The 22706-nt window shown below is 65.4% G+C and carries 24 protein-coding genes and 1 pseudogene; 11 read left to right on the plus strand and 14 right to left on the minus strand.

Features of this window, described 5'->3' with window-relative positions:
• Positions 1–73: 73 nt before the first annotated feature.
• From PSR88_RS16230 to PSR88_RS16250, 5 genes are all read right to left on the minus strand, one after another.
• Entirely contained in the window at positions 74–1315 is a 1242-nt protein-coding gene (locus PSR88_RS16230) for a saccharopine dehydrogenase family protein (protein ID WP_016882018.1), read from the minus strand.
• A gap of 348 nt (positions 1316–1663) precedes the next feature.
• Complete coding sequence (locus PSR88_RS16235) at positions 1664–1909, minus strand: DUF3263 domain-containing protein (protein WP_016882017.1); 246 nt, start codon at positions 1907–1909, stop codon at positions 1664–1666.
• A gap of 308 nt (positions 1910–2217) precedes the next feature.
• On the minus strand, positions 2218–2466 hold the full coding sequence (locus tag PSR88_RS16240; RefSeq protein WP_016882016.1) for a hypothetical protein: 249 nt from the start codon (positions 2464–2466) through the stop codon (positions 2218–2220).
• Between the two features lie 26 nt (positions 2467–2492).
• Positions 2493–3839 (minus strand): TRAP transporter large permease subunit, encoded by a 1347-nt coding sequence (locus tag PSR88_RS16245; protein ID WP_029538987.1) that lies wholly within the window; start codon positions 3837–3839, stop codon positions 2493–2495.
• A 181-nt stretch (positions 3840–4020) separates the two neighbouring features.
• Positions 4021–5400 carry a DUF1932 domain-containing protein gene (locus tag PSR88_RS16250; protein ID WP_016882014.1) on the minus strand — a complete coding sequence of 460 codons (1380 nt, stop codon included), beginning with the start codon at positions 5398–5400 and terminating at the stop codon, positions 4021–4023.
• A 160-nt stretch (positions 5401–5560) separates the two neighbouring features.
• On the opposite strand from PSR88_RS16250, the gene PSR88_RS16255 reads away from it, so the two are divergent.
• From PSR88_RS16255 to PSR88_RS16285, 7 genes are all read left to right on the plus strand, one after another.
• Positions 5561–6340 carry an IclR family transcriptional regulator gene (locus tag PSR88_RS16255; RefSeq protein ID WP_029538986.1) on the plus strand — a complete coding sequence of 260 codons (780 nt, stop codon included), beginning with the start codon at positions 5561–5563 and terminating at the stop codon, positions 6338–6340.
• A 170-nt stretch (positions 6341–6510) separates the two neighbouring features.
• Complete coding sequence (locus PSR88_RS16260; RefSeq protein ID WP_016882012.1) at positions 6511–7611, plus strand: amidohydrolase family protein; 1101 nt, start codon at positions 6511–6513, stop codon at positions 7609–7611.
• On the plus strand, positions 7604–8950 hold the full coding sequence (locus PSR88_RS16265) for an MFS transporter (RefSeq protein ID WP_016882011.1): 1347 nt from the start codon (positions 7604–7606) through the stop codon (positions 8948–8950). Before PSR88_RS16260 ends, PSR88_RS16265 begins: the two co-directional genes overlap by 8 nt.
• A 494-nt stretch (positions 8951–9444) precedes the next feature.
• Positions 9445–10557, plus strand: a complete 1113-nt coding sequence (locus tag PSR88_RS16270) for a tyrosine-type recombinase/integrase (protein ID WP_342338047.1) — start codon at positions 9445–9447, stop codon at positions 10555–10557.
• Between the two features lie 395 nt (positions 10558–10952).
• On the plus strand, positions 10953–11846 hold the full coding sequence (locus PSR88_RS16275; RefSeq protein ID WP_342338272.1) for a hypothetical protein: 894 nt from the start codon (positions 10953–10955) through the stop codon (positions 11844–11846).
• A complete protein-coding gene (locus PSR88_RS16280; RefSeq protein WP_342338273.1) occupies positions 11843–12784 on the plus strand; it encodes a tyrosine-type recombinase/integrase in 942 nt (313 codons plus the stop codon). Before PSR88_RS16275 ends, PSR88_RS16280 begins: the two co-directional genes overlap by 4 nt.
• Positions 12774–13217 (plus strand): DUF6262 family protein, encoded by a 444-nt coding sequence (locus tag PSR88_RS16285; RefSeq protein ID WP_342338275.1) that lies wholly within the window; start codon positions 12774–12776, stop codon positions 13215–13217. Before PSR88_RS16280 ends, PSR88_RS16285 begins: the two co-directional genes overlap by 11 nt.
• Here the strand turns inward: PSR88_RS16285 and PSR88_RS16290 are convergent.
• Positions 13107–13340 (minus strand): hypothetical protein, encoded by a 234-nt coding sequence (locus PSR88_RS16290; protein ID WP_342338956.1) that lies wholly within the window; start codon positions 13338–13340, stop codon positions 13107–13109. The genes PSR88_RS16285 and PSR88_RS16290 overlap by 111 nt on opposite strands.
• 773 nt (positions 13341–14113) lie before the next feature.
• On the opposite strand from PSR88_RS16290, the gene PSR88_RS16295 reads away from it, so the two are divergent.
• On the plus strand, positions 14114–15094 hold the full coding sequence (locus PSR88_RS16295) for an ATP-dependent DNA ligase (protein WP_029538984.1): 981 nt from the start codon (positions 14114–14116) through the stop codon (positions 15092–15094).
• A gap of 263 nt (positions 15095–15357) precedes the next feature.
• On the opposite strand, the gene PSR88_RS16300 is transcribed toward PSR88_RS16295, so the two are convergent.
• The gene (locus tag PSR88_RS16300) at positions 15358–16608 is read right to left on the minus strand and encodes a zinc-ribbon domain-containing protein (protein ID WP_083853076.1); all 1251 of its coding nucleotides are present in this window, start codon (positions 16606–16608) and stop codon (positions 15358–15360) included.
• 34 nt (positions 16609–16642) lie between these two features.
• Positions 16643–16990, minus strand: coding sequence for a histone-like nucleoid-structuring protein Lsr2 (locus tag PSR88_RS16305; RefSeq protein WP_016882007.1), 348 nt, complete (start codon positions 16988–16990; stop codon positions 16643–16645).
• Between the two features lie 167 nt (positions 16991–17157).
• On the opposite strand from PSR88_RS16305, the gene PSR88_RS16310 reads away from it, so the two are divergent.
• Complete coding sequence (locus PSR88_RS16310; protein ID WP_016882006.1) at positions 17158–17529, plus strand: hypothetical protein; 372 nt, start codon at positions 17158–17160, stop codon at positions 17527–17529.
• 41 nt (positions 17530–17570) lie between these two features.
• On the opposite strand, the gene PSR88_RS16315 is transcribed toward PSR88_RS16310, so the two are convergent.
• Positions 17571–17999, minus strand: coding sequence for a hypothetical protein (locus PSR88_RS16315; protein WP_029538980.1), 429 nt, complete (start codon positions 17997–17999; stop codon positions 17571–17573).
• Between the two features lie 241 nt (positions 18000–18240).
• Here PSR88_RS16315 and PSR88_RS16320 point away from each other — a divergent pair.
• Both PSR88_RS16320 and PSR88_RS16325 read left to right on the plus strand, forming a co-directional pair.
• Positions 18241–18598: pseudogene (locus PSR88_RS16320) on the plus strand (type II toxin-antitoxin system RelE/ParE family toxin).
• A 5-nt stretch (positions 18599–18603) separates the two neighbouring features.
• Complete coding sequence (locus PSR88_RS16325; protein ID WP_037196754.1) at positions 18604–18909, plus strand: XRE family transcriptional regulator; 306 nt, start codon at positions 18604–18606, stop codon at positions 18907–18909.
• Between the two features lie 41 nt (positions 18910–18950).
• Here the strand turns inward: PSR88_RS16325 and PSR88_RS16330 are convergent, their stop codons facing one another.
• The 5 genes from PSR88_RS16330 to PSR88_RS16350 form a co-directional block, all read right to left on the minus strand.
• The gene (locus PSR88_RS16330) at positions 18951–19484 is read right to left on the minus strand and encodes a hypothetical protein (protein WP_037196752.1); all 534 of its coding nucleotides are present in this window, start codon (positions 19482–19484) and stop codon (positions 18951–18953) included.
• 264 nt (positions 19485–19748) lie between these two features.
• Positions 19749–19985 (minus strand): hypothetical protein, encoded by a 237-nt coding sequence (locus PSR88_RS16335; protein ID WP_016882001.1) that lies wholly within the window; start codon positions 19983–19985, stop codon positions 19749–19751.
• A gap of 18 nt (positions 19986–20003) precedes the next feature.
• Positions 20004–21116 carry an NADH:flavin oxidoreductase gene (locus tag PSR88_RS16340; protein ID WP_016882000.1) on the minus strand — a complete coding sequence of 371 codons (1113 nt, stop codon included), beginning with the start codon at positions 21114–21116 and terminating at the stop codon, positions 20004–20006.
• Between the two features lie 378 nt (positions 21117–21494).
• Positions 21495–21761 (minus strand): hypothetical protein, encoded by a 267-nt coding sequence (locus tag PSR88_RS16345; protein ID WP_029538979.1) that lies wholly within the window; start codon positions 21759–21761, stop codon positions 21495–21497.
• A 64-nt stretch (positions 21762–21825) separates the two neighbouring features.
• Positions 21826–22704 (minus strand): polysaccharide deacetylase family protein, encoded by an 879-nt coding sequence (locus PSR88_RS16350; protein ID WP_007298639.1) that lies wholly within the window; start codon positions 22702–22704, stop codon positions 21826–21828.
• Positions 22705–22706 lie beyond the last annotated feature (2 nt).

A 22706-nucleotide genomic window follows, 5' to 3' on the forward strand; every position in this document is an offset into this window, starting at 1 on the left:
TGGCAGTGCGTGGCGATCGGGAGGTGTTGGGTGGGCGAGTTCTGAGCGTGTGGTTCTCGTCAGCCGAGGCGCATCAGAGTTCGCGGGCGGAAATCTCGACCCCTGCCCCGCGTAGCCTGTCGACGAGCACGTCACCGAGCGCGGTGGCCGGGGTGAGGACACCGGCCTCGTCGGGGAGCCGGTCGCGGTCGAGCACCAGGCTCAGCGCCGACTCCCCCAGCAGGACCGCGGTGGCCCGGTAGCCGGGATCGCCCTGCGCCGCCACCCGGGAGGCGTACCGGGCGCCGGTCGTGGTGGTGGTGTAGATGTCCATCGCGAAGTAGCCGTTGCGCTGGGTCTTGTCGCTGGGGCCCTCACCTGGTGAGGGGAGGAGGCGGTCGAGGACGTACCGGGTGGGCGGAGCGCTGAGCCCGAGGACGAGCCCGCCGAGGATGGCCGCGACACCGGCCGCGTAGAGGCGGGACAGTGGCGAGTCGCCGACGCTCATCACCTCCCGGTACTTGAACGTCCGGCCGTACACCCAACCACGCAGTGCGTTGCTGCGCCGCACGATGCGGGTGTTGTACGAGCCCATCACGAACGGGGCCTTCCACCCGCGGACCTGCGGGGCGATCTCGGCGCCGTCGACCAGTGCGACGTCGGATTGTCGGCCGAGGTCGGGTTCCTTGGTCCGGTCGGGGCTGAGCGAGTACGGGGACGCGGCAAGCCGGCGCAGGGCGGCATCGCCCCGGGAGAGGTCGATCTGGGTGCGCAACGTATCGATCGTCCCACCACTGACTCCGCCGCTCAGCGACGCCACCAGGGTGGTGTCGGTCAGTTCCCCGGCACCGTCAGCCTGGACTTTCTGGTACAGGACGTGCACACCCAGATCCGAAGGGACGGAGTCGTAGCCGCAGGAGTGCACGACCTTCACACCGTTGGCCCGGGCCTTCTCGTGGTGGGCGTCGATACTCTCGCGGACGAACAACACCTCCCCGGTCAGGTCGACGTAGTCGGTGCCGGCCGCGACGGCGGCGGTGACGAGTTCGGTGCCGTACTTCGCGTACGGTCCCACCGTGGTCGCGACAACCCTTGTGCGGGAAGCTAGCTCGGCGAGCGCGACAGGGTCGTCGGCATCGGCGATCACGATCGGCCACTCGGCCGCGCGGGCACCGAGCGCCGCCCGCGTGGCCTCGAGTTTCGCCTGCGACCGTCCGGCAAGTCCGATCCGCACACCGCCGGGGGCGGTGCGGGCGAGATAGTCGGCGAGCAACCTTCCCACGAACCCGGTGGCACCGTAGATGACGAGATCGAGTTCACGTCCGCTGTCAGTCATGCGCGGAAGCCTACAAGCGACGCCGGTCAGACAGAAGAGGTAGGTGTAACCCGGGGTAACTTGCATACCGGCGGCGTGGTGGGGCAGATCCCCTCAAACCAGCACCGAAGGGGACGTGTCATATTCCCAGTTCACGACCTGTTCCAGGTACGGGCGACGACGCGCCTTGTGGATGAGTTATCCAATTCCGTATGAGTGGCCCGGCATCGGGGGGTGAGGCCAGGCCACAACATAGTTTCTCGACACGGTTGCCGACGCCTCTTCAGGCACTTTCCGCAGTTCGTAGCAGTTGTCGAATAACCAACGAATCTCGACAAATTGGGGCCGGGTCGCGGTGATCGGACTTGTTCAGGTGCGGAGTGTGTTCCCGTGCTGCGAGAGCCGTGCGCCGCAGACATCGCGCATGACGCGCAGCTGGTGCGGATTGATCCCTGCTGGTTCGCTGTCCGCGCGGATCGCGGCGAGGCGCGCGAAGTACCGGCGGGGTGGGACTCCGAATCTTACGAAGATGTCCTCGGCGTTGCCGCCGCCGAATGGTGCCCAGACCTGTGCGAAGGCGATGATGTCGTGGTCACGTGTGTTGGTAATGTTCATGTTTCATTCTTCCGTGCCGGCGCTGCGATGACCCACGCTCCCTGGTCGTGATCCCCCGATGCAAGGCCTAGGGATTGGGAACACAGGCAGAGTAGGGAGCCGGTGATTTGCGTAGTCCGTTGGAGGCGCTGTCTGTGATGGGGTGGTGTGGGCAGGTGGCAGTGGAGACCTTGTGGGTCTTCCACTGCCACAACCACTGGTCGGACCCATGATTCGCGATGGCGAGTCCTGATCGGACGGCCGAGCCGAAAGTGGTGCTCGGTTGTCGGCTTCCGGTTTGAGTGTGGGCGGTCGCCCTGGTGGGGTTGTTATCCCTCCTCTTTCACGTTGCGCCCCGAGGCGTACATTTCGGCGAACGCGAGCAGTCCGGCGATGGCGGCGCACATGTAGGTGGGGATGGCCAGGGCTTCTTCGAGGTCGACGAGGATCGACCCTTGTCCGACGATGATGCCGAGCACCTGGCCGAACACCAGCACGAAGCCGCCGGCGAGGAAGGCGAGGAGAAACACTCGGAAGGCTTGATTGACGACTTGGGCGAACACGCGGGTTTTCAGCATGGGAACCAACTCTGCTGGGAGGGTGTCTAGGCGGGGAGGGGGATGTAGCCGACGGCCATGAAGACGCCGATGAACAGCACTGGGATCACGTAGTAGATGATCAATGGCTTGAACGTCTTGCTGGGGTCGATGCCGGCGATGCCGGAGGCGACGTAGATCGGCGGGGCTCCGGGCGGTGAGGCGCCCTCGGTGGAGGAGAAGACCAGCACGCATCCGGCGGCTATCGCGGGTGGCACGCCCGCGCTGACCAGAGTCGCGAACGCGACCGGTCCGATCGCGGCGATGGTCGCGGTCGAGGTCAGTGGTGCGGCGACGAGCATCACCAGGATTCCGACCAGGGTGGCGACGACGATCGTGGGCATGCCTCCGACGTTTTCGAGGAGCTCGGTGAGCTGGGCGGGTAGGCCCAGTGAGGCCAGCACGTTGGAGGCGGCGAAGGCGGCGACCATGGTCACGCCGACGACACCGACGCGGCTCGAGGTTTCACCCAACAGCGACCACCAGTCGCTGATCTTGCGGGGCAGGGCTTTCCAACCGATGGCGAATCCGACGGTGAGGATGAAGACCGGCAGCCAGGTGATCAGGCTGATCGCGCCCTCGGCGTCTTCGCCGACCCGGTCGCTGATGAATTGGCCGGTGGGGCCGATGGTGGCCAGGACGGGTATGGCGATGCCGACGAAGATGAGCAGCGATTGCCACCCGGAGGCGAAGCTTCGCCGCAGCGGCTGGATGTCGACCGCGTCCATCGGCTCGATGTTGTGCTTACGGATCAAGATGGTGACGACGATGAGCCGGTACAGCAGGCACCAGGCGCCGATTGCGAACAGGGGCACGACCAGGTCGTCCGCGGACAGCAGCGGTGCGACGGTGGCCGAGGTGGTCAGGATGAAGAAGGAACTGCTGAGCGGAAAGGTGATGCCCATGCCCGCGTTGCCGGCGACGATGGTGGCGGCGAGCGGACCGGAGACCTTCGATCGCTGCATCCAGGGGATGGTGACGGACCCGACGGTGGCGGTGATGGCCGAACCGGCGTGCGCGACCACACCGAACAGTCCGGATGCCACGGTGGAGGAGTATGCGGAGCCGCCGCGGTAGCGGCCGAGGAGGGAGCTGAGGATTGTGATCAGGCGGTCCATCACACCGGAGATCGACAGCAGGTAGCTCATGAACACGAAGGTCAGGGTCGCGAAGGTGACCTCTTCCTGCATGGCGTCGATGAGCCCGTGCCAGGCGATGGACACCGCCTCGGTGCCGCCGAACGCGGCGCAGGCGACGAAGCCGGCGATCATGGATTCGCCGATGTTGCGTTTGAGGACGGAGTTGAAGACGACGATCACGCCGATGAAGGCGATGAGCGCCCAGATCCCGCTCATGTCAGGACCGCGCAGTGGGATGTGCACGGGTATGCCGAGGTCGTGAGGAACATGTGAGGCCTTTCGCCGGTGAAAACCCACCGATCATGCAGGTCCGCACCCTGTGCGGGGGAACGGGTTTCGAGTATGCGGGGAGCGATGGTCGTGGTGGAGAGTGGGTCGTGGATGCGGGGGTGGTGCGCTAGTTCGCTGCGACGGCGGACTTGGCGGTTCCGGCGCGGATGGCGCGGCGGACGGCGGCTTCGCGTTCGGTGACCGCGCGGGCGGCCTCGGCGATCTCGTGTGCGCGGGCCTTCGGGACGACGGCGACACCGTCGTTGTCGGCGACGATCACATCGCCGGGGGCGACCACGACGCCGCCGACGGCGACCGGTTCACCGACCTTGCACGGTCCGTACTTGAACGGGCCCGCGGGGCTCAAACCCCGGGCCCAGACCGGGAATCCGACCTCCTCGAGCACGTCGACGTCGCGGACTGCGCCGTCGATGACCGCGCCGACGATGCCCTTGGCGAGGCTGCGCTCGGCCAGCAATTCGCCCAGTACGGCCCGGGAGACGTCGCCTTCGCCGTTGACGACCATGAAGTCGCCCGGTCGGGCTTCTTCGAGTGCTTCGTGCAGTCCGCGGTTGTCGCCGGCGCGGACCCAGACCGTCAGTGCGCGGCCGACGACGACGCCGGGGGTGTGGAAGACCGGGCTGATCGAGGTGGGGAGCAGGCCGAGGCGGTCCATGGCGTCGCCGGTGGCGGCGGCGGACTGGTCGGCGAAGACCTGCAGGATCTCGTCCGATACGTGGTCGGGGTTTTCGTGGGCGCGCTGTTCGTGCAGGTGGGCTGCGGCGGCGGTGATGATCGGGTCGACGCCGAGCTGGGTGAGCTGGTCGGCGGCGTCGCGCAGCTCGTGGCCGCGGCGGGAGGCGTGCTTGATCGTGCCGTCGTAGAGGCGGTCGATGATGGCGTCGCCCAGGACCAGCTCGGCCCGCATCTGGTCCTTGACCCAGTCGCGGGCGCCGGCGGCCTCGCCGGCGTCGAGGGCTTCGCTGATGACCGAGGCGAGGCCCTTCATGAAGACGCTGCGCAGCAGTTTGCGGTTGGAGGCGTCGCCGGGTTCGTCGTTGCCGATTTCCACTGGAGCACCAAGGTTTTCGAACAGTCTCGCGGTGGCCTGTCGGCCGTTTCCGCTGATCACGACCGGGGTGGCGGAGCCGTGGACCGGGACGGGACCGACGACGGCGACGTCGGCGAAGGTCGCGCCCGCGGCGATCACAGGTGCCGCGGCCGACCGCTTCGTCGCGGCGGACGCGACGTTCATGTCCGCGTACACCGAGGTGGCCGCGAGGTAGGCGGCGGCGTCGATCGCCACCTTCTCCGAGGCCCGTGCCCCGGTGAGACTCAGCACGAATTCCGCGCCGTCGACCGCGTCGGCGATCGTGTCGAACTTGGTGACCCCCTGCGGGCTGTCGGAGGTGAACGGGTCATAGCCGCGAACGGTGTGACCAGCGGCGATGAGGCCCTGTGCGTACAGCGAGCCGGCCTCGCCGAGCCCGAGGATGGTGATGACCATGAGAGGGGTCCTTCCAGATGAACCGTGACTTGAACAAAGAATGGATGTTCCATACAATGGAACTTAGATCCATATGATGGGTATCACTGTGCATCGCGGTGTGTGACCTGTCAAGAGCCGGCCGGGGCGATGGGCCCCGCTAGAGTTGGGGAGTGCGGAGATGCGAGCTGTGAAAGACCCGACCGAGGCGACGGCGTCGACGCCGTCGACCATGCGTTCCCTCGAACGCGCTCTCGACGTCCTGGACCTGCTCGACAACGCCGCCCGGCCGTTGCGCCTGACCGACGTGGCCCGCGAACTCGGGCTTCCCAAGGCCACCGCGCAGCGGATCCTCGGCACCCTCGAGGCCCGGGGGCGGGTGGAGAAGGTCGACGGCGGTTTCGGCACCGGGATCGCAACGCTGTTCGGTGCGCACTCGTACATGAAGTCGAACCGGCTGATCCTCGCCGGCCGTCCCGTGCTGCGCGATCTGGCCGAGGAAACCGGCTACACCGCCTCGCTGTACGTGCGAGTGGGCTACACCCGGGCGGTGGTGGCCCGCGTCGAGGGACGCGTTCCGCAGCGCTATCAGTTGCCCATCGGCGAACGGCTGCCCCTACACCTGGGCGCCGGGAAAGTCCTGGCCGCCGGGATGACGGCAGACGAGATCGACGAGATGTGGCGCACGCTCGACGATCCGCGCTACGCCTCCGGGCAGACCGTGGACCGGGCCGAGTTCGACCGCGAGCTCCAGAAGATCCGCAGCGAGGGCTACCGGTACGCGACCGGGGAACGGCTGGTCGGGATGGCCTCGATCGCCGCGCCCATCCTCGACCGCGACGGCACCTACCTCGCCGCCGTGCAGATCAACAGCACCGCCGCCGAGGTCGCCGACCAGATCGACGAGCTGAGCATCGCGGTGCGCCGCGCCGCCGACTCCGTCGGCCGCCACCTGCACTGACACCCCGCCGCCGGCGTCTGCGTCGGCGGTGCGCGGGTACACCTCCTCCCTGCCCACCGGGGCCCGGTTTCGCATCGGCACTTGACCCGAGCCTGTGACCTGAGCAACACTGAACTCGTTAAGTGAAATTTAGTTCCATAGTATGGAACTGTTGGTGAGGATGTATCCCTGTGAAGCCCGACAACGGTGGCCCCGGCACCGCACCGGCCGGTGTGCACGCACCGATCCGCGAGCAGTGGCTCGGACTCGTCGACGAACCGCTCGTGCCGTCCGGCATGCCGATCGTCGACGCCCACCATCATCTGTGGGATCGCCCCCGCAACCAGTACCTGCTGCCCGAATATCGGGCCGACCTGGACACGGTGCCCGCGGTCGCCGCGACCGTGTTCGTGCAGTGCCGCTCGCATTACCTTCCGGCCGGCCCGGAGGCACTCAAACCCGTCGGGGAGGTCCGCTTCGCCCGGGCGGTCGCCGAATCGGCCCACCGCACGCGTCCGAATGGACCGCACGTCGCGCGCGGGATCGTCGCCGGTGCCGACCTGACACTGGGCGACCGCCTCGGCGGCGTCCTCGACGTCCTCGACGCCGACGCCGGCGGGCGGCTGCGCGGCATCCGGAACCAGACCGCTTGGCATCCCGATCCCCGTGTCACCAGCTCCCCCTTCCCGCCTGCCCCGAACAAGCTGCTCGACAGCGCTTTTCACGGCGGCGCCCGCATGCTCGGTACCCGCGGTCTGAGCCTGGACGTGTGGGCGTATCACACCCAATTGGGTCAACTGCGGGACCTGGCCCGCGCCTGCCCGGACACCACCATCGTCGTCGATCACCTCGGCGGACCGCTCGGTGTCGGCCCGTACGCCGACACCCGCACGAGCGCGTTCGCGGACTGGGCCCGCGATCTCGCCGCGGTCGCCGCCTGCCCCAACACCGTGCTGAAACTGTCCGGCGCCGGAATGCGCGTGTTCGGGTTCGCCTTCGATCAACGCAGCCGGCCACCGACCTCCGACGAACTCGCCGCCGCACTGACCCCGTACCTCGACCTCGCCCTCACCCTGTTCGGGCCGCAGCGGTGCATGTTCGCCAGCAACTTCCCCGTCGACAAGGGCATGTTCAGCTACCGCACCCTCTGGAATACGTACGCGAAAGCCGCTGCACCCCTGAACCAATCAGAACAAGAGCACCTCTTCCACGGGACCGCCGACGCCGTCTACCGGCTCGGCCTGCCCCTCTCCTCGACACACGCCAGCACTCAGGAGCACGTTCATGGCTGACCAGCCCACCGTCCCCGACGACACCGAAACCTTGGAAAGGTCCACCATCCGGCGGATCTCGATTCGCCTACTTCCCTTCCTCGTCCTCGGCTACCTCATCGCCTACATCGACCGCTCCAACGTCGGGTTCGCCAGCCTGCAGATGAACGACGACATCGGCCTGAGCGCCTCCGCATTCGGACTCGGCGCCTCGGTGTTCTTCCTCGCCTACGTCCTGCTCGAAGTGCCCAGCAACATGGCACTGAACAAGGTCGGCGCCCGACTGTGGATCGCCCGGATCATGATCACCTGGGGCATCCTCGCCGCCGGCATGGCCTTCGTCGTCGGACCGACCTCCTTCACCGTGATGCGGTTCCTCCTCGGCGCCGCCGAAGCCGGATTCTTCCCCGGCGTCATCTTGTATCTGACGTTCTGGTTCCCGCCCTCCTACCGCGCCCGCGTCATCGCCCTGTTCAGCATGGCCATCCCCCTCGCCAGCGTCCTCGGATCCCCCATCTCCGGCTACCTCCTAGGCCTCGACGGACTCCTGGGCCTGCGCGGGTGGCAATGGCTGTTCATCATCGAAGGCCTGCCCGCCGTCATCCTCGGGATCCTCGCCCTGTTCGTGCTGCCGTCGCGGCCCTCGACCGCGAAATGGCTGCCCACCGCGGAACGGGAATGGCTCGAAGCCGCACTGCGCGCGCAGGAAACCGTCGTCGAGAACCACCACACCCCGCTGCGCAAGGTCCTTCTCAGCCGCAAGATTCTGCTGCTCTCGCTGGTCTACGCCTCCACCGCCGCCATCAGCCAAGGACTCTCGCTGTGGCAACCGCAGATGATCAAAAGCTTCGGACTCACCAACACCCAAATCGGATGGGTGAACGCGATCCCCTTCGCCGTCGCCGTCGTCGGCATGATCATCTGGGGCCGCATCTCCGACCGCCGCGCCGAGCGAGTCCGCTCCACCGCCCTGCCCATCGCCGTATCCGCGATCGCCCTCGCCTTCGTCCCCCTCATCGTCTCCCTACCGATCTTCCTGATCGTCCTCTCCACCGTCCTGATCGGCACCTACGCCGCCAAAGGCCCGTTCTGGAGTCTGTCGACCGAATGGCTCAGCAAACGTGAAGCCGTCGCCGGCGTCGCCATGATCAACTCACTCGGATCCCTCGCCGCATTCGGCGGCAACTGGGTCATCGGAGCGATCAAAGACCACACCGACAGCTTCGCCCTCGCCATGATCCCCCTGATGATCCTCGCCGCCGTCAGCGTCATCACACTGCTCATCGCCGCCTACTTCGAAGGCAGAGGAAAACACGACAACCACACCCCCGAAAAGGTTCCCAGCACCGTCGCACACTAACCGGAGCCTCCCGACATCGTCCGGTCAAGTCAAATGGTCCGCTGTCGCGAATCGATAGATTCTCGACACGTCGCGTCGGTCAGTCATGATGGTCATGGCTTGCCCTTGGTCTCGGATGCGGCGCCGTTCCACGCGTGAGATCGTGATCGACGAGCAGTATCCGTCGCCTCCTGAACAGGTCGAATCGGTGGTAGCAGCGCCCACCACACCGACGGTCCTACCCTCACGGCACCGACGAACGAACCAAACGAGCGAACCCAACTCTGTCGGCGGGGTTGCACACCGAACCCGTACGAGTTAACCCCTTGATATATCCGAGAATCCCGGAACTCGCACGCATTTGAATGTTGGCGATCGCGTAATGCTGCATCCGGAAGGTTATCTGTAGCTGAACCGACGCCCTCTCCGACGTGCATGACGTAGCGCGAAATCCCCGAAATTGCGTCGTAGATGGGATTACCTTCTGCTGTCCATCACGGAACAGGAGGTTCTAAATGCGGGTGCAGCGAGTGCTAATGCCGGCCGTAGAGTTCGAGTCTTGGACGGTGCTCGGAGATGACCAGATCCCGGTGGAGCCGATCGAACGCGTCCTGTCGTATCTGGTGTCGATCGAGAAGTCACCGAACACGGTCAAGGCATACGCGCACGACTTGAAGGACTGGCTGACCTACCTGGGTCGACACAGGATCGACTGGCAGTCGGCGACGCTGGAGGACGTCGCCGGGTTCGTGGCCTGGCTTCGGATGCCCCCACCAGCCCGAGACGGCAGGGTGACGGCGCTGCCGACGATGCAGCCGTACTGCTCGGCCCGCAGCGTGAACCGCAAGTTGGCCGCACTGACATCGTTCTGCGGGTTCCATGCTCGTCACGGTGTCGAACTGTCGGCGTCACTGATCACGATGCAGCCAGCCGGTCGCGGTGGTGCGGCGACTTCGTACAAGCCGTTTCTGCACCACGTGAGCAAGCGCGGTGTCGAACGGCGTCGGACGATCAAACTGAAGACTTCTCGCCAGATACCGAAAGTGCTTACTGTTCAACAGGTCCAATCGATTCTCGACTCCTGCGAGCACCTGCGGGACCGGTTGTTGTTCGCTCTGATGCTCGACACCGGGATCCGAGTTGGCGAGGCCTTGGGTCTGCGTCACGAAGACTTCGCCATCGCCGAGAAGACGGTGACGGTCATGCCGCGCCATAACGATAATGGCGCCCGCGCCAAGGCGGGAGCGCGAACGATCCCGGCCAGCGCGGAGCTGATGCGCCTGTATGCCGACTATCTCAATCAGGAGTACGGGGCACTCGATTCGGACTACGTGTTCGTCAATCTCTGGTCGGCACCGCGCGGCCGCCCATGGTCGTACTCGGCCGTCTACGACCTGGTCAAGCGTCTGCGGACACGCACCGGAGTTGACTTCGGGCCGCATCTGTTTCGACACACCTACGCGACCTGGTTGCTGCGCCGCGGTGCCGCCATGGAATCGGTGCAGTCCCTGTTGGGCCATGCCTCGATCACCAGCACGATCGACACGTACAGCCACCTCACGGTCGAGGACGCCCGGCAGACGCTCGAATCTGCGGGCTGGTTCACCGGACGGGAGGTCCGACTGTGACAGTTACTGACAAAGCATCGAGGCAATCTGGGCTGCTGGAACAGTTGATGTCCGCCGTTCGGGCCGAGTTCCGCACCGAGATCCTAGCCCCCGCCCCGGACGATCCGGTCTTCATCACCGACGCGTGTGTGGTCGCCGACTGCGACCGACCGGCGGGACCGACGCGAGGGATGTGCAACCCCCATGCCCTCCGGTTCCGCAAGCGCGGCAAGCCGCCGATGGCGGACTTCCTCGCCGACCCCGGCCCACCGGTGCGGGGACGCAGCTCGTTGGCCGTCTGCATCGTTACCGGCTGCCGATACGGGCGAGGCGCCAAGAACGGGCTGTGTTCGAGGCATCTGTATCGGTGGGAGCGGGCCGGCAGGCCCGATGTTGCAGAGTGGGACGCACCTGACATGACCCCGAGTGACACCACGGCGGCCGAGTGTCGACTGCCGTTCTGCAATATCTGGGTCAATCCGACGAAACTGTTTTGCATGGGCCACGAGGGTCGCTGGCGGTATCAGGGCCAGCCGGACCCGGACCGCTTCATCGCCGACTGCGAACTTATCGGAACCGCCCGCATCGATCTGCGATCCCTGGACCCGCAATTGCGCTTGGAGTTTCAGTACTCGTTGCAGTGCCGGCGCGACTCCCGCTCCCGCACCGCCGCTCCGCGCGTGGTGATGGCTGTAGTCCGTCTCGTCAAGAAGCGCGGCGTTGTCTCGCTGCTGGACCTGTCCGAGCACCAGTGGCGCGAGCACGCAGGGGCGCGTGGCGTTGAGTTGATCGGGTTTCTGCTCGATGCCCGTGATGCGGTGGAATCGCTGCGGGATGGGACGGGCTGGGACGTCGAGTTTTCCAAGGATGTGTGGCGGCTGTATAAATTGCCCGGCCTCACCCTTCCCGCCGGGCGTCCCTGCTCACGCTCCCATTTGCGGTTCGATCGCATCGCCCAGCCCTGGCTGCGTGCACTGGGAAAGCGATGGACGCGGCTGCGACTGTCGTCCGGGCTGAGCATCGGCGCAGCTCGGAGGGGGGTCGATGCGCTCAACAGCTTCAGCAGCTTCCTCACCAGCGTCGGCATCGACGCAATCGACGAGATCGACCGGCCTCTGCTGGAACGCTATCTCGCTTTCCTGATGTCACAGCCTGGCGGGAACGGCTCGAAGAAGGCGCGGATCGGCCCGCTCAACGTGTTCTTCCAGAACATCCGACAATACGGATGGGACGACACACTGCCCGGTACCGCGGCGACACACCTCCCACCCCGAGACAAGTCGACCGTCGCCTCGCCGAGTACGTCATGACCCAGATAGAGGCCCCCGCCAACCTGGACCGCTGGCCCAACCCGGCAGGTCGGCTCATCACACTGATCCTCTCCCGCTGCGGTCTGCGGATCTCGAGCGCGTTGACCCTCGACTTCGACTGCCTACTCCACGACAGCCAAGGCGCCCCCTATCTCCGCTACTTCAACACCAAGATGCGACGCGAGGCTGCCGTGCCTATCGACGAGGAACTCGAAGCGGCCATAGGCGAACAGCATCAACGGGTCCTGCACCGATGGCCGGACGGGACACCCTGCCTGTTCCCCCGACCCAACGCCAACGTCTCCGGCCACACCCCGCTCTCGGACGGCACCTACCGGCATATGCTCAACCGATGGCTCGAGACCTGCGAGATCCGCGACGAACACGGCCGACCGGTCCATCTGACGCCCCATCAATGGCGGCACACCTTCGCCTGCCGGCTCATCAACCGTGACGTCCCCCATGAGGTCGTCCGGGTCCTTCTGGACCACGATTCACACGAGATGACCTCGCACTATGCCAAGCTCACCGACGAGACCGTGCGGCGGCACTGGGAACAGGCAACCAAGGTCAACATCAAGGGCGAGCGTATCTCGATCGATCCGGAAGGACCTCTGGCCCAAGCGCAATGGGCTAAGGCCCGCTACAGCATGGCGACACAAGCGTTGCCGAACGGATACTGCGGGCTGCCGTTGCAGAAGACCTGCCCGCACGCCAACGCATGTTTGAGCTGCCCGGTCTTCCTCACGGGCCCGAAGTTCCTGCCCGAACTGCGTGAGCAGCGCCATCACACCCTCACGCTCATCGACGTGTCGGAACGCAACGGCCAGGCCCGCATGGTCGAGATGAACAAGCAGGTCCTGACCAACCTCGACCGGATGATCAGCGAAGTCGAGAAGACAGACGCAGAAGAAGAGGGGGCCCCGAATGCGCGCTGACAACTCCCGTCATGTCGTCGCCTCCGCTCGGCGCCGAGCAACCGCGACGCGCCGGCGTGCCGTCGCCACGCTGCGCAGGATGGATAATGCGGGACAACGGATTTCGTTCGATGCGGTCGCACGGGAAGCCCGAGTTTCACGCTCCTGGCTCTACAAACAGCCCGACCTGCGCTCCGAGATCGAACGGCTGCGTGACCGGCAGAATCCATCACCTACCGCTCAGCGGGTTCCAGATCGGCAACGCGCATCCGACGCATCGCTTCGTCGGCGGCTCGAGGTCGCAACACAACGAAACAGCGAACTGGAGACCGAAAACCGACAGCTACGCGCGGCCCTCGCCATCGCCCTCGGTGAACAACGGGTCGCAGCCGTCATCGAGTGCAATCCCGACACGCCGAGAAGAAAATCTCGAACCCTCAGCGGGCCATGCTGACGGCTGCGTCGTCAACACTGTCACCACGCATCCGCGCAGGTCGGCGATGCGGACACTGACCGAGCTGAAGATAAGCAGGGGGTCTCGAAGTTCAAAATCCTCAACATCGACGAGGACGGCCATGCACTCATCGAGTCCCTTGCTGAACAGCCCAGGAAAATACGCCTTCAGCGTCGCGGTGAAGTTTCTCGTCCCGGCGAAGTCCTAATCGTCTCTGTCAGAGGGACGATCTACTCTGACAACCGCGACGAGCAACAGGTCGCCACTCACTGCCCAGACCGGTGATCTGATCACCGGTCCTGATCTGCGGTCTTCCGCGGATTGGCGTGCGTGGCGGCCTGTTTCTCTTTGGATCTGGGTGAATCCGCCATCACTCGGCCTGCACCTATAGGGCCCCACTCATGGGTAGCTGTGTACCGATCCGCCTCCGGCGGTCGATACACAGCGCAGGAGGGGTGCTCTTCCATTCAACTGAGCCCGTTTCCGACCAAGGAGTTCGCCATGTTGGACCTGGGATTCTTCTCTGCCTTCCCTCAGCTCCTCGACGCGTGGGTGGCAATAGGCAACGCGATCCAGTGGTGGCAGTCGCTTCCATTCACCTAACCCCGGAGGTGATGACGTGATTCCGATCCCCCGTAACCGCGGGCGATACGTAGTTGTCGGGGCCAACTTCAACGAGTGGAGGACGCCATGGACGACCTGAGTCTTTGGGGCATTCCCGAGTGGGCGCAGCCCGCCTTCTACGCGATCGCCAACGGTCTGGCACAGATCGCCTACTGGTGGTTCAGCGTCACGTGAGAGCAGCGTGAACATACGCTTGACGAATCGGCTGGTCTTCCGCATACCGGAACCGTAAAGGTCGCCCGAGCTGCGCAAATGGGGCGCACAATCGGCCCATGCGGCTGATCGCGCCGATGTTGGCCACCCCGGGTGAACCACCCGAGCAAATCGACGGTGCCTGGGCCGCGGAAATGAAGTACGACGGCTGCCGCCTCTTGGTTGCGGTCGGCGGCGATGAGCCGCCGGTGTTGTGGACCCGCAACCTCAACGTCGTCACCTCCTCGTACCCGGAGGTGGCCGAGGCGTTGGCCGATGTGTTCGGCGGTCGCGGCCGCATCGTGCTCGACGGCGAGGTCGTGGCCCTTGTCCAGGGTCGGCCGTCGTTCGCGCGCTTGCAGAAGCGGATGACGACCCTGCGCCCGTCCACCGCCGTGCGGCGGCAGGTGCCGGTGACATACCTTCCGTTCGACGTTCTCCGGCTCGACGGTGGAAATCTGATGGCGGCCCCGTATCTGGAGCGCCGCGCCGCTCTGACCGACCTCGGCCACGAGTTGCACGTCGCCGGCCTGCCCGTACAGGTCATCCCGCACTGGGTGGGTGTGGATAGCGCTGTCATTCTGGAGGCCGCTCAAAATGCGTCGATGGAAGGTGCACTTTTCAAGAAAGTTTCGTCGACGTACCAGCCCGGCAAGCGCGCCCGGTCATGGCGGAAAGTACTTCTGCGCACCAGAAGCTCGGCCCTGGTGATCGGCTGGATTCCCGGAGGCGGTGCGCAGCGCAACATGGTCGGTTCTCTCGTCCTCGGCGCCTACGATGACCAGGGCGTTCTTCGCTATGTGGGCCATGTTGGGACTGGATTTTCTCAGGCGGTGCGCCGCCAGCTGAAGGAGAAGCTGGCGACCCTCGAACGCCGCACCAGCCCACTCGGCACCGAGTCCGCGGCCGCGGAGGAGCACGGGATCGTGCGCTGGGTCGAACCGGTGATCGTCGTGGACGTCGCGTATCGCGAATACCAGCCGGGCGGGCTTCGGCATCCCAGCTTCAAGGGGCAGCGAGGAGACCTCGATCCGGAGTCGATTACCCGGGATTCCCTGTGACGGAACCGTATCCGTAATCAGAGGGAAGCCGCCGGCACCTTCCCCGGCGTCAGCGGCTCCTCATCCCAGCCAGGAACGCTACGCAATGTAGGTCTTACCCGGTCAGGGGTGACAGTGACGCCATATCGCCTCTCGGCAAGTGGTCGCTCGCAGCGACTTTTCTGATGTGGTACCCGGGGTATGAGCGCCACCGTCAGCCTCTTCAACAGCGGCGGAGCGGGTGGTATTCCGACTCGCCGGCCAACTCGCACCGCGGCGGCCGGTCAGAAATTGATGACGCCATAGGCAAGGGGGTTCGGTGTATGCAGCGGGTCGGGCTTACCGATGAGGGGGTGATCGGTAAGCGGCTCACCGAGAATGGCCAGGCCGCCGCGGTGCAGGGTCAGCCCGGTGATCGATGCCACCAGGACAACCGTCTTGTCGTGAACCATGAGGACGATCGTTGATGCGGCGACGTGATCGGCACGGAACTTCCACACTCCGCGTCCCCGCTCCCACAGTTCTTGCGGCGTGAGATCCGGGGAGTAGCCGATGTGCGTTCGGCTGAGGGGGTCGTCGGTATCGGCGGGTGAGGATTCGTCGAGCCTGACCCGAACTGCGGTGATCCGTGGTGGGAGCTGCTTCGGGCGGAATCCCTGCAGCTTGGACAACGACCCTCTCTCGCGGTCCCGAGGCAGGTGGATAAAGGCGGGATAGTGCCTACCTGCGAGGTTGACCGAAGGCAGTTCACCGGTCGCGGAGAAGCGCTGTTGCTCGCAGAATTGCACGCGCCGCTCGATATCGTCTTGCAGGGGTGTGTCGACGATGTCGAAGCCGAGCTTCTTCAACGCCCATGCGATCTCGTGATGATGCCGCCCGGGAAGATACCGGTCATGAAAGTGCCCGGCATCCTCCAGCACGGCCGAATGCATCTCCTCCCGGCAGTCCTGCGGCAGCGCATCGAGGATGCGCAGCATGCACGCGCCGAGCAGGCTCGATATCGGCTCGCTCAGCGTGGGACGATGCTCGACGGTCGCGATGGCGGCGTACACGCTGACCATGCGAACGAAGTATGCCTCCACCAGTGGGAAGATCTCGTCCCACCACTCGACGGTCTCGGCCGCCTTGCCGCAGAACAGGGCGTAGTGCGGGCTCTCATCGAGAATGCGGACCGCGGCCGCGGCCGAATCGTCCAGCGCGTCGAGAATCAGTTGTGCGTGCTCTGTGCTCTCACACTTGTCGCACGGGTGGGCGAGCACACGGAAGGTGGATTCACTGCGCCGAAACCTACGATGACCGCAGCTGTAGACGAGGCAGCCAGGGGCTACGCAGTACAGGCATGCGTGGAGATCCCCCTGCTTCCACGTCGCGTGCGATCGCCGTTGCAGCGGCGTTTCTCGCCACTCGTGACCGACGGGGCAACGCCACCACAGCATCTCGTGCGAGGAAGCCGTGGTCGAATCAAGATCGACCCCGGCATTGCGGGTCCGATGTAGTTGCCGAAACAGTTCTGGGTGCTCATCTTTGAGACGCATACCGGTGCATGCTCCTGTTCTGAGGCAGGTGCCGTCAGTGGGCGTCGTGGAAGGCCTGCTCGACCTCGGTGGGGATACGGCCGCGGGAGGAGAGCTCGTAGCCCTGCTCGAGCGCCCAAGCGCGGATCTTCTTCGTTTCGTCCCGCGGCCGCTTCCGGGCAGTGGGGTTACCTGGTCGGTCCGCGCGGTGCTTGCGGCCGCCGACCCGGGTGGAGTGCGCGATGTAGTACTCGAAGGTCTCGCGGAGTTCCTTCGCGTGCTCGTCTTTCAGGTCGATCACGTACTCGACGCCGTCGACTGCATAGTGGATGCTCTCGCCGTCCTCACCGAAGGCGGTGCCGTCGATGTCGTCGACCATCTCCACTACGACCTTGCGTGCCACAGATTCACTCCTTCGCTGGTACGGACCAGACGACAGTACTGGGCTCAGCGCCCCGATCGGACCACGGGAACTTGTGGCCAAGGCGCCGTGTGGCGCGGGCGCAGTGGGACTGCGCGGCTTCGGCGGCATCGGAGGAGATGTCGTACCCCGTCGCTACGCTGCGCGGTATGGGCGAGAGCGCAGTGTCGAATGCGGCGATTGCCGATGCGGCGGAACTGCTGACGCAGAAGGCGGACATGCTGCTCGAACGTCTGGCGGACCGGGTGATGGCCGCTCCCACGCCGGGTTCGAGGGCCTGGTACGCGCACCGGAGCACCGCCGCGGACTCGGTGAAGGAACGGTTGCTGGTGCGGATCGCGATCGCGCACCAGGCGCATTTCGACCTCGCCGAGGACATTGCTCGCGCCCGTGCGGCCGGCGCCGGGTGGGCAGAGATCGGCGAAGCCACCAGCCTGACCGCCCACCAGTCCCGCAAGCGGTGGGACACCACCCCGGCCGCATCGCGCCGGCAGGAAACCGGTCAGCTCGCCATCTGGTGATCCCTGATCGCCGTGCAGCCTGGTCTACGTAAGCCGCTATCTCACGGGACATTCCAGGTGCCCGCGCCGGGCAGTGCCGTGACGGCAACGCCGGACCTGCCGTCGACCGTCATGGCGGCAACCAGGGTTCCCGAGCCGGTTACGACGGGAGTCGGCTTGACCGCCGGGACCACGGTTCCTCCCACTCCGGTCGACAGGTTGCGCCAGTGCACGGTGCAGAAGCAGTAGCCGACGAACTCGGTGATACCCCGCCTCTCCGGGTCGGTGCGCACCGTCACCTGCGTGTAGACGAGGCTGGGCAATCCCGTGGGCAGAGTCGTGATCCCGACGACTGGCACCGGAAGGGCGGTGTCCGCGGGCGCTGCGCTCGCGACCGGCGCCGCGCTGAGGAAGAGGGCACCCAGTCCGACCAGGACAGCGGTGATCGACATCCGGCGTCCGGGTAGGGCGTGCGAGGTACGGCGTCGCATCGGATCTTCCTCCCATGAGGACCCTCATTTCGGTTCGCTCGCGGACACGATCGGCGGCGCGGGCGAGGGGTCACCGATGCCGTCGTCACGCTCTCGTCATTCGTTACTTTCCGGCCTCACCGGGGACAGACCCCGAACTCCGCCCAGGCGCACCGCGTCCGGCAACCCCAATCCCCACCGGGCCCTCGAGCTCCAGCTATCACTCAAAAGTGATATCATCTAGGTGTGATAATCTCGCGCGGTGGGGAAGTGGACCGTAGAGGTGGGGCTGGTCGAAGAGTGGCTGCTGGCACTGGATCAGTCGTCGTACGAGCAGGTGGTGGCCGCACTCGAGCTACTCGCGGAACGTGGACCGCAGCTCGGCCGACCGTTGGTCGACACGGTGAAGGCGTCCCGTCACAAGAACATGAAGGAACTGCGGCCGGGGTCGAGTGTCCGCTCTTCAGCTGCGGGTGCTGTTCGCGTTCGACCCCGAACGAAAGGCGATCCTGCTGGTCGCCGGCAACAAGGCCGGACAATGGAAAACCTGGTACAAGGTCAACATCCCGATCGCCGATGACCGCTTCGCGGCCCATCTGGACGAGTTGGAAGGTAGGTGAACACGATGGCAAAGAGTCTCGAGCAGTTGCTCGCCGAGCGTCCGGTCGATCGCGGCGCGGTCGAGGCGCACAAGGCCCGCATGATCGAGCAGGTGCGGGCGTATCGACTTCAGGAGCTGCGCGAATCGGTGGCGATGACACAGAAGCAGCTGGCCGAGCGGCTCGGAGTCGGGCAGAACCGGGTGTCCAACATCGAGCACGGCGACCTCGAGCGTGTGCAGATCGACACGTTGCGCCGGTATGTCGAGGCCGTCGGCGGAGCCCTACGCGTCGAGGTCGAGCTCGGCGACGAGCGCTTCCAGATCGCGTAATCGACGGTCGGGGATAGCCCAGATGATGTTCGGCTGACGACTCATGGTCCGTTCTGGCCGGAGGCCAGTCCGGTGGTGGGATCGTGCTCGCCCGCGAAGGCGGCCTTGGCGGTATTCAAGTAGTGCTCGGCTTCCCCGCGGCTGCGGGCCTGGAGGTCGTAGCCGAGGCGGGTGACGATCTCTGCCGGTGTGGTGTCGAACCTGTCCATCGCGTCGTGATCGTCCAGAATCCAGGCAGCGGCCTCCCGCTCGCCGGACGACCAGGGTTCGGCGGCCGTCCACCCGCGGCGGTGCACGGCGCGGGCGCGGGCAACCCAGTCGGCGAGCCGATTCCGGCGCAGGGCGTCGACACCGCCATTCGCATCCGCGTCCATCGCCCAGATCGTTTCGACGAGGCGGCCGATCGGCCAGTCCTCATCCGGGGATGGAGCGGGCTGCGCAGCCACAGGAGCAATCGCATCGTCCGCGATGGGCGCGGAACTTCTCACCGCGCGGAGCGCCTCGGGGAACGTCGTTCCGGGGTGGGCGGCCTGATAAGCGCGGGCGGCCTTCTTCTTCGCGGAATTCTTCGTCATCGCGGCGGTCCAATTCACTACTCGAGGGCGACGCCCCGCATCCGCCGCCACGGTCAGTGACGGATCGGCTGTCGCAGATCCAGCGGACCTTGCCCTCGAGTGCCACCGAAAATGATGATGCGGGCATCACGGCGGCTCGGGGTCAGCCGTGCAACAACCGGCTCTGACCACGAACCTAGCAGCATCCGACGACATCACCTGCGAAGCGGTTCCGCATCCACCACCCACCTCGACCGACCGACCGCCTCGAATCAGACGCGTAAATCACGCCGCCGTCAGTCGTTCCCTCGGAACCAGCAGCGCAAGAAGGGCGATGATCAGGCCGCCGCCTGCGAGGTACAGCCCCCAGCGATCGGTGAGCACGATGTCGTAGTTGTCCCGGAGGTCGTCGCCGACACGCTCATTGAGCCGCCACCCGAACACCGCGAGGGTGCCGATCCCCACGATCACGCCCAGCCACCCGGCCGCACGTGAACCCACCAGCGCGGCGACCAGCAGCAAGTCGGCGTACCCAGTCGGCTACGCCGAGAGCTCCCAGCTCTTTACGGTCGCCATGGGACTGAATACCGAGGGGTCGACGTCCGACTGGATCGGCTTGGCATCGAGGGCACGCTGTGGCCAGTCACGGTTCGCCAGTGCCGGCTTGCCTAGCGAGATCACCTGGGCGGAGCCGTTCTCGATCAGCGCGTCTGCTGCCGCGGGGTCACCGAGTTGCCCGTTGGCGATAACAGGCAAGCCCGAGTACTTCGTCGCGAAGGCTGCAAGCGTGGTGCCTGAGTCCGCGAAGGCAGGTGCGGTGGCATCGAACTCGGTGGTGTGGATGTAGTCGACGCCGGTTTCGGCCAGCCCCTGGAAGATCTCCGCAGCGTCGGACTCACCTCCGGCCCAACGGTGATTGTAATCGCTCACCTTGGATTGCGAAATCCGCACTCCCACAGTGACCTTGGAGCCAACCACCTGCCGAACTGCGGCGATGACCTCTCGGTAGATCTTCAGTCGGTTGGCGAGGGATCCGCCGTACTCGTCATCACGCTGGTTCATGTAATCGGTGAGGAACTGGTCGAGCAGATAGCCGTTGGCGCCGTGGATCTCCACCCCGTCGAATCCGGCGGCTACCGCGTGCTGGGCAGCCTGGGCGAATCCAGCGCACACGTCGTCGATGTCCCGCAGAGACAGGGCGCGCGGCGTCGCGTACGGGCCTGTACCTCCGTAGAAGCCCAGTTGCTCGCCGAGTGGAGGTGTCGTCGAGGGTGCGACCGTTTCGGTCACGTACCTGTTGCCCTGGGACTGCGCACCCGCGTGCATCAGCTGGGCGAAGATTCTTGCGCCAGCGGTGTGAACCCGCTCAACCACGGGCTTCCACGAGTCCGCGTGCTGGGCTGTCGCTAATCCGGGCTGGTTCAGATACCCCTGGCTGTACTTCGTGTCGGGATAGATGCCTTCGGTGATGAGAAGGCCGAACCCTCCCTTCGCGAAAACCTCGTAGTACGACGCGATCGACTCGTTCGCCGACCCGTCCTCGTCGCCGCTCACCCGTGTCATCGGTGCGAGTGCAACGCGATTGGCCAGCTCCGTCGGTCCCAGCTTGAGCGGTGAGAACAGGGTGCTTGCCGTTGTAGACGTGTGTTGCATTTGGGGCCTTCCCGAACATAGTGATCGTGCATGTCGTTGATGACATCTGTTGCCCTGGCGCTTGGGGCCTGCCCCTACGGCCTACACAAACGATTGTGGCAAACGTTTGTGTAGTCGGCAAGTCCGTGTGCCCGAACCTCGGAGATGGGTCGATCTGAGCGTTCGCTGACCGCGTCGACGAGGTCGTCATATGTCCGGCACACCACGGATGCGCCGGTGGGGCTGCTAACCACCCAGCCAGCGGTGATGGCACGAACCGTGTCCCGTCGCAGTAGCCCCCCGATTCGACGGGCCACTGCGGTTCGCTGCCGTGGGCCGCTGACCAGCTCAGCGGCCCAGTCGAGTGGCGCGCCGCCGCATCCGCCGCACATCAGGGCATCACGTCGCCCGAGTTGGGGCCGAGGACCTGTCCGACGAACAGATTTCCCCCGGATCCGAGGCGAGCAGCACCGCTGTGGGAGCGATCTCCTCTGGCAGTCCGAACCGGCCGAGCGGCAACTGCGCACGTTTGGCGCGCTTCCAGTGATCGTCGAAGTCGTAGACAGCGATGGTCCAGGCGAAGAAGGCGATACCGGACGCACGGCGAGTCTCCTTACCGGTGACGCGCCGCAGTCCCGGGGGCGGGGCGACATGTGCGTGAGACATCAGTCTGCTTCTTGCTAGAGGGTTCACTGGGGGATACAGGTGGGAGGACGGATAGGGGTGTGGCTCACCGGCGTGGTGAGCGCTTCTTGAAGTCCTCGGCGATGGTGTTGAAATTCGTCCAGGTGACGCCGTCGTGCGAGCTGATGTGCTCGATGAGCCGTTCGAGCATCAGGAGCACCTGAGGACGACCGGAGACATCGGGATGAATGGTGAAGGTGAAGACGGCGTAGTCGCTCTCCCGGTAGACCCAGTCGAACTGATCCCGCCACATCTCCTCGATGTGCCGTGGGCTCACGAAGCCGTGACTGTTGGGGCTGCCCTTGATGAACATCATCGGCGGCAGGTCGTCGAGGTACCAGCTCGCGGGGATTTCGACCAGATCGGTCTCCTCGCCCCGGACGAGGGGTTTCATCCATTGCCCGGCGGGCTTGTCATAGTCGATCGGAGTCCACGAGTCGCCGACGCGCACGTAGTACGGCTCGAAATCGCGGTGCATGAGTGAGTGGTCGTAGGTAATGCCCCGCTCGACGAGGAGCTCGTTGGTGACTTTGCTGAACTCCCACCAGGGGGCGACGTAGCCGGTGGGACGGTTACCGGTGCGGGTGGTGATGAGATCGATGCAGTGGTCGAGGATCTCCGACTCCTGCTCACGTGTCATCGCGATGGGGTTCTCGTGGCTGTATCCGTGGAGACCGATCTCGTGTCCGCTTGCGACAACGGCGTCGAACTGTTCCGGGAAGGTCTCGATGGAATGCCCTGGCCAGAACCAGGTGGCAGGCAGGTCGTACTTGGCAAGCAAGTTGTTGAGTCGGGGGACGCCGACTTCGCCGGCGAAGACGCCCCGGGAGATGTCGCCGGGTGAGTTCTCGCCTCCATACGAACCCAGCCAGCCACCGACCGCGTCGACGTCGATACCGAAGGCGACGAAAATCTCCTTGGCCATAG

It is taken from the genome of Rhodococcus sp. DK176, assembly GCF_038447315.2.
Lineage (GTDB): Bacteria > Actinomycetota > Actinomycetes > Mycobacteriales > Mycobacteriaceae > Rhodococcus_F > Rhodococcus_F jostii_A.

Excerpts from the sequence above, each read along its gene's own strand:
- PSR88_RS16230 (WP_016882018.1), bottom strand. The coding sequence starts at position 1,315 with ATGACTGACAGCGGACGTGAACTCGATCTCGTCATCTACGGTGCCACC.
- PSR88_RS16235 (WP_016882017.1), bottom strand. The coding sequence starts at position 1,909 with ATGAACATTACCAACACACGTGACCACGACATCATCGCCTTCGCACAG.
- PSR88_RS16240 (WP_016882016.1), bottom strand. The coding sequence starts at position 2,466 with ATGCTGAAAACCCGCGTGTTCGCCCAAGTCGTCAATCAAGCCTTCCGA.
- PSR88_RS16245 (WP_029538987.1), bottom strand. The coding sequence starts at position 3,839 with ATGAGCGGGATCTGGGCGCTCATCGCCTTCATCGGCGTGATCGTCGTC.
- PSR88_RS16250 (WP_016882014.1), bottom strand. The coding sequence starts at position 5,400 with ATGGTCATCACCATCCTCGGGCTCGGCGAGGCCGGCTCGCTGTACGCA.
- PSR88_RS16255 (WP_029538986.1), top strand. The coding sequence starts at position 5,561 with ATGCGAGCTGTGAAAGACCCGACCGAGGCGACGGCGTCGACGCCGTCG.
- PSR88_RS16265 (WP_016882011.1), top strand. The coding sequence starts at position 7,604 with ATGGCTGACCAGCCCACCGTCCCCGACGACACCGAAACCTTGGAAAGG.
- PSR88_RS16270 (WP_342338047.1), top strand. The coding sequence starts at position 9,445 with ATGCGGGTGCAGCGAGTGCTAATGCCGGCCGTAGAGTTCGAGTCTTGG.
- PSR88_RS16275 (WP_342338272.1), top strand. The coding sequence starts at position 10,953 with ATGACCCCGAGTGACACCACGGCGGCCGAGTGTCGACTGCCGTTCTGC.
- PSR88_RS16280 (WP_342338273.1), top strand. The coding sequence starts at position 11,843 with ATGACCCAGATAGAGGCCCCCGCCAACCTGGACCGCTGGCCCAACCCG.
- PSR88_RS16285 (WP_342338275.1), top strand. The coding sequence starts at position 12,774 with ATGCGCGCTGACAACTCCCGTCATGTCGTCGCCTCCGCTCGGCGCCGA.
- PSR88_RS16290 (WP_342338956.1), bottom strand. The coding sequence starts at position 13,340 with ATGGCCGTCCTCGTCGATGTTGAGGATTTTGAACTTCGAGACCCCCTG.
- PSR88_RS16295 (WP_029538984.1), top strand. The coding sequence starts at position 14,114 with ATGCGGCTGATCGCGCCGATGTTGGCCACCCCGGGTGAACCACCCGAG.
- PSR88_RS16300 (WP_083853076.1), bottom strand. The coding sequence starts at position 16,608 with ATGCGTCTCAAAGATGAGCACCCAGAACTGTTTCGGCAACTACATCGG.
- PSR88_RS16310 (WP_016882006.1), top strand. The coding sequence starts at position 17,158 with ATGGGCGAGAGCGCAGTGTCGAATGCGGCGATTGCCGATGCGGCGGAA.
- PSR88_RS16315 (WP_029538980.1), bottom strand. The coding sequence starts at position 17,999 with ATGCGACGCCGTACCTCGCACGCCCTACCCGGACGCCGGATGTCGATC.
- PSR88_RS16325 (WP_037196754.1), top strand. The coding sequence starts at position 18,604 with ATGGCAAAGAGTCTCGAGCAGTTGCTCGCCGAGCGTCCGGTCGATCGC.
- PSR88_RS16330 (WP_037196752.1), bottom strand. The coding sequence starts at position 19,484 with ATGACGAAGAATTCCGCGAAGAAGAAGGCCGCCCGCGCTTATCAGGCC.
- PSR88_RS16340 (WP_016882000.1), bottom strand. The coding sequence starts at position 21,116 with ATGCAACACACGTCTACAACGGCAAGCACCCTGTTCTCACCGCTCAAG.
- PSR88_RS16345 (WP_029538979.1), bottom strand. The coding sequence starts at position 21,761 with ATGTCTCACGCACATGTCGCCCCGCCCCCGGGACTGCGGCGCGTCACC.
- PSR88_RS16350 (WP_007298639.1), bottom strand. The coding sequence starts at position 22,704 with ATGGCCAAGGAGATTTTCGTCGCCTTCGGTATCGACGTCGACGCGGTC.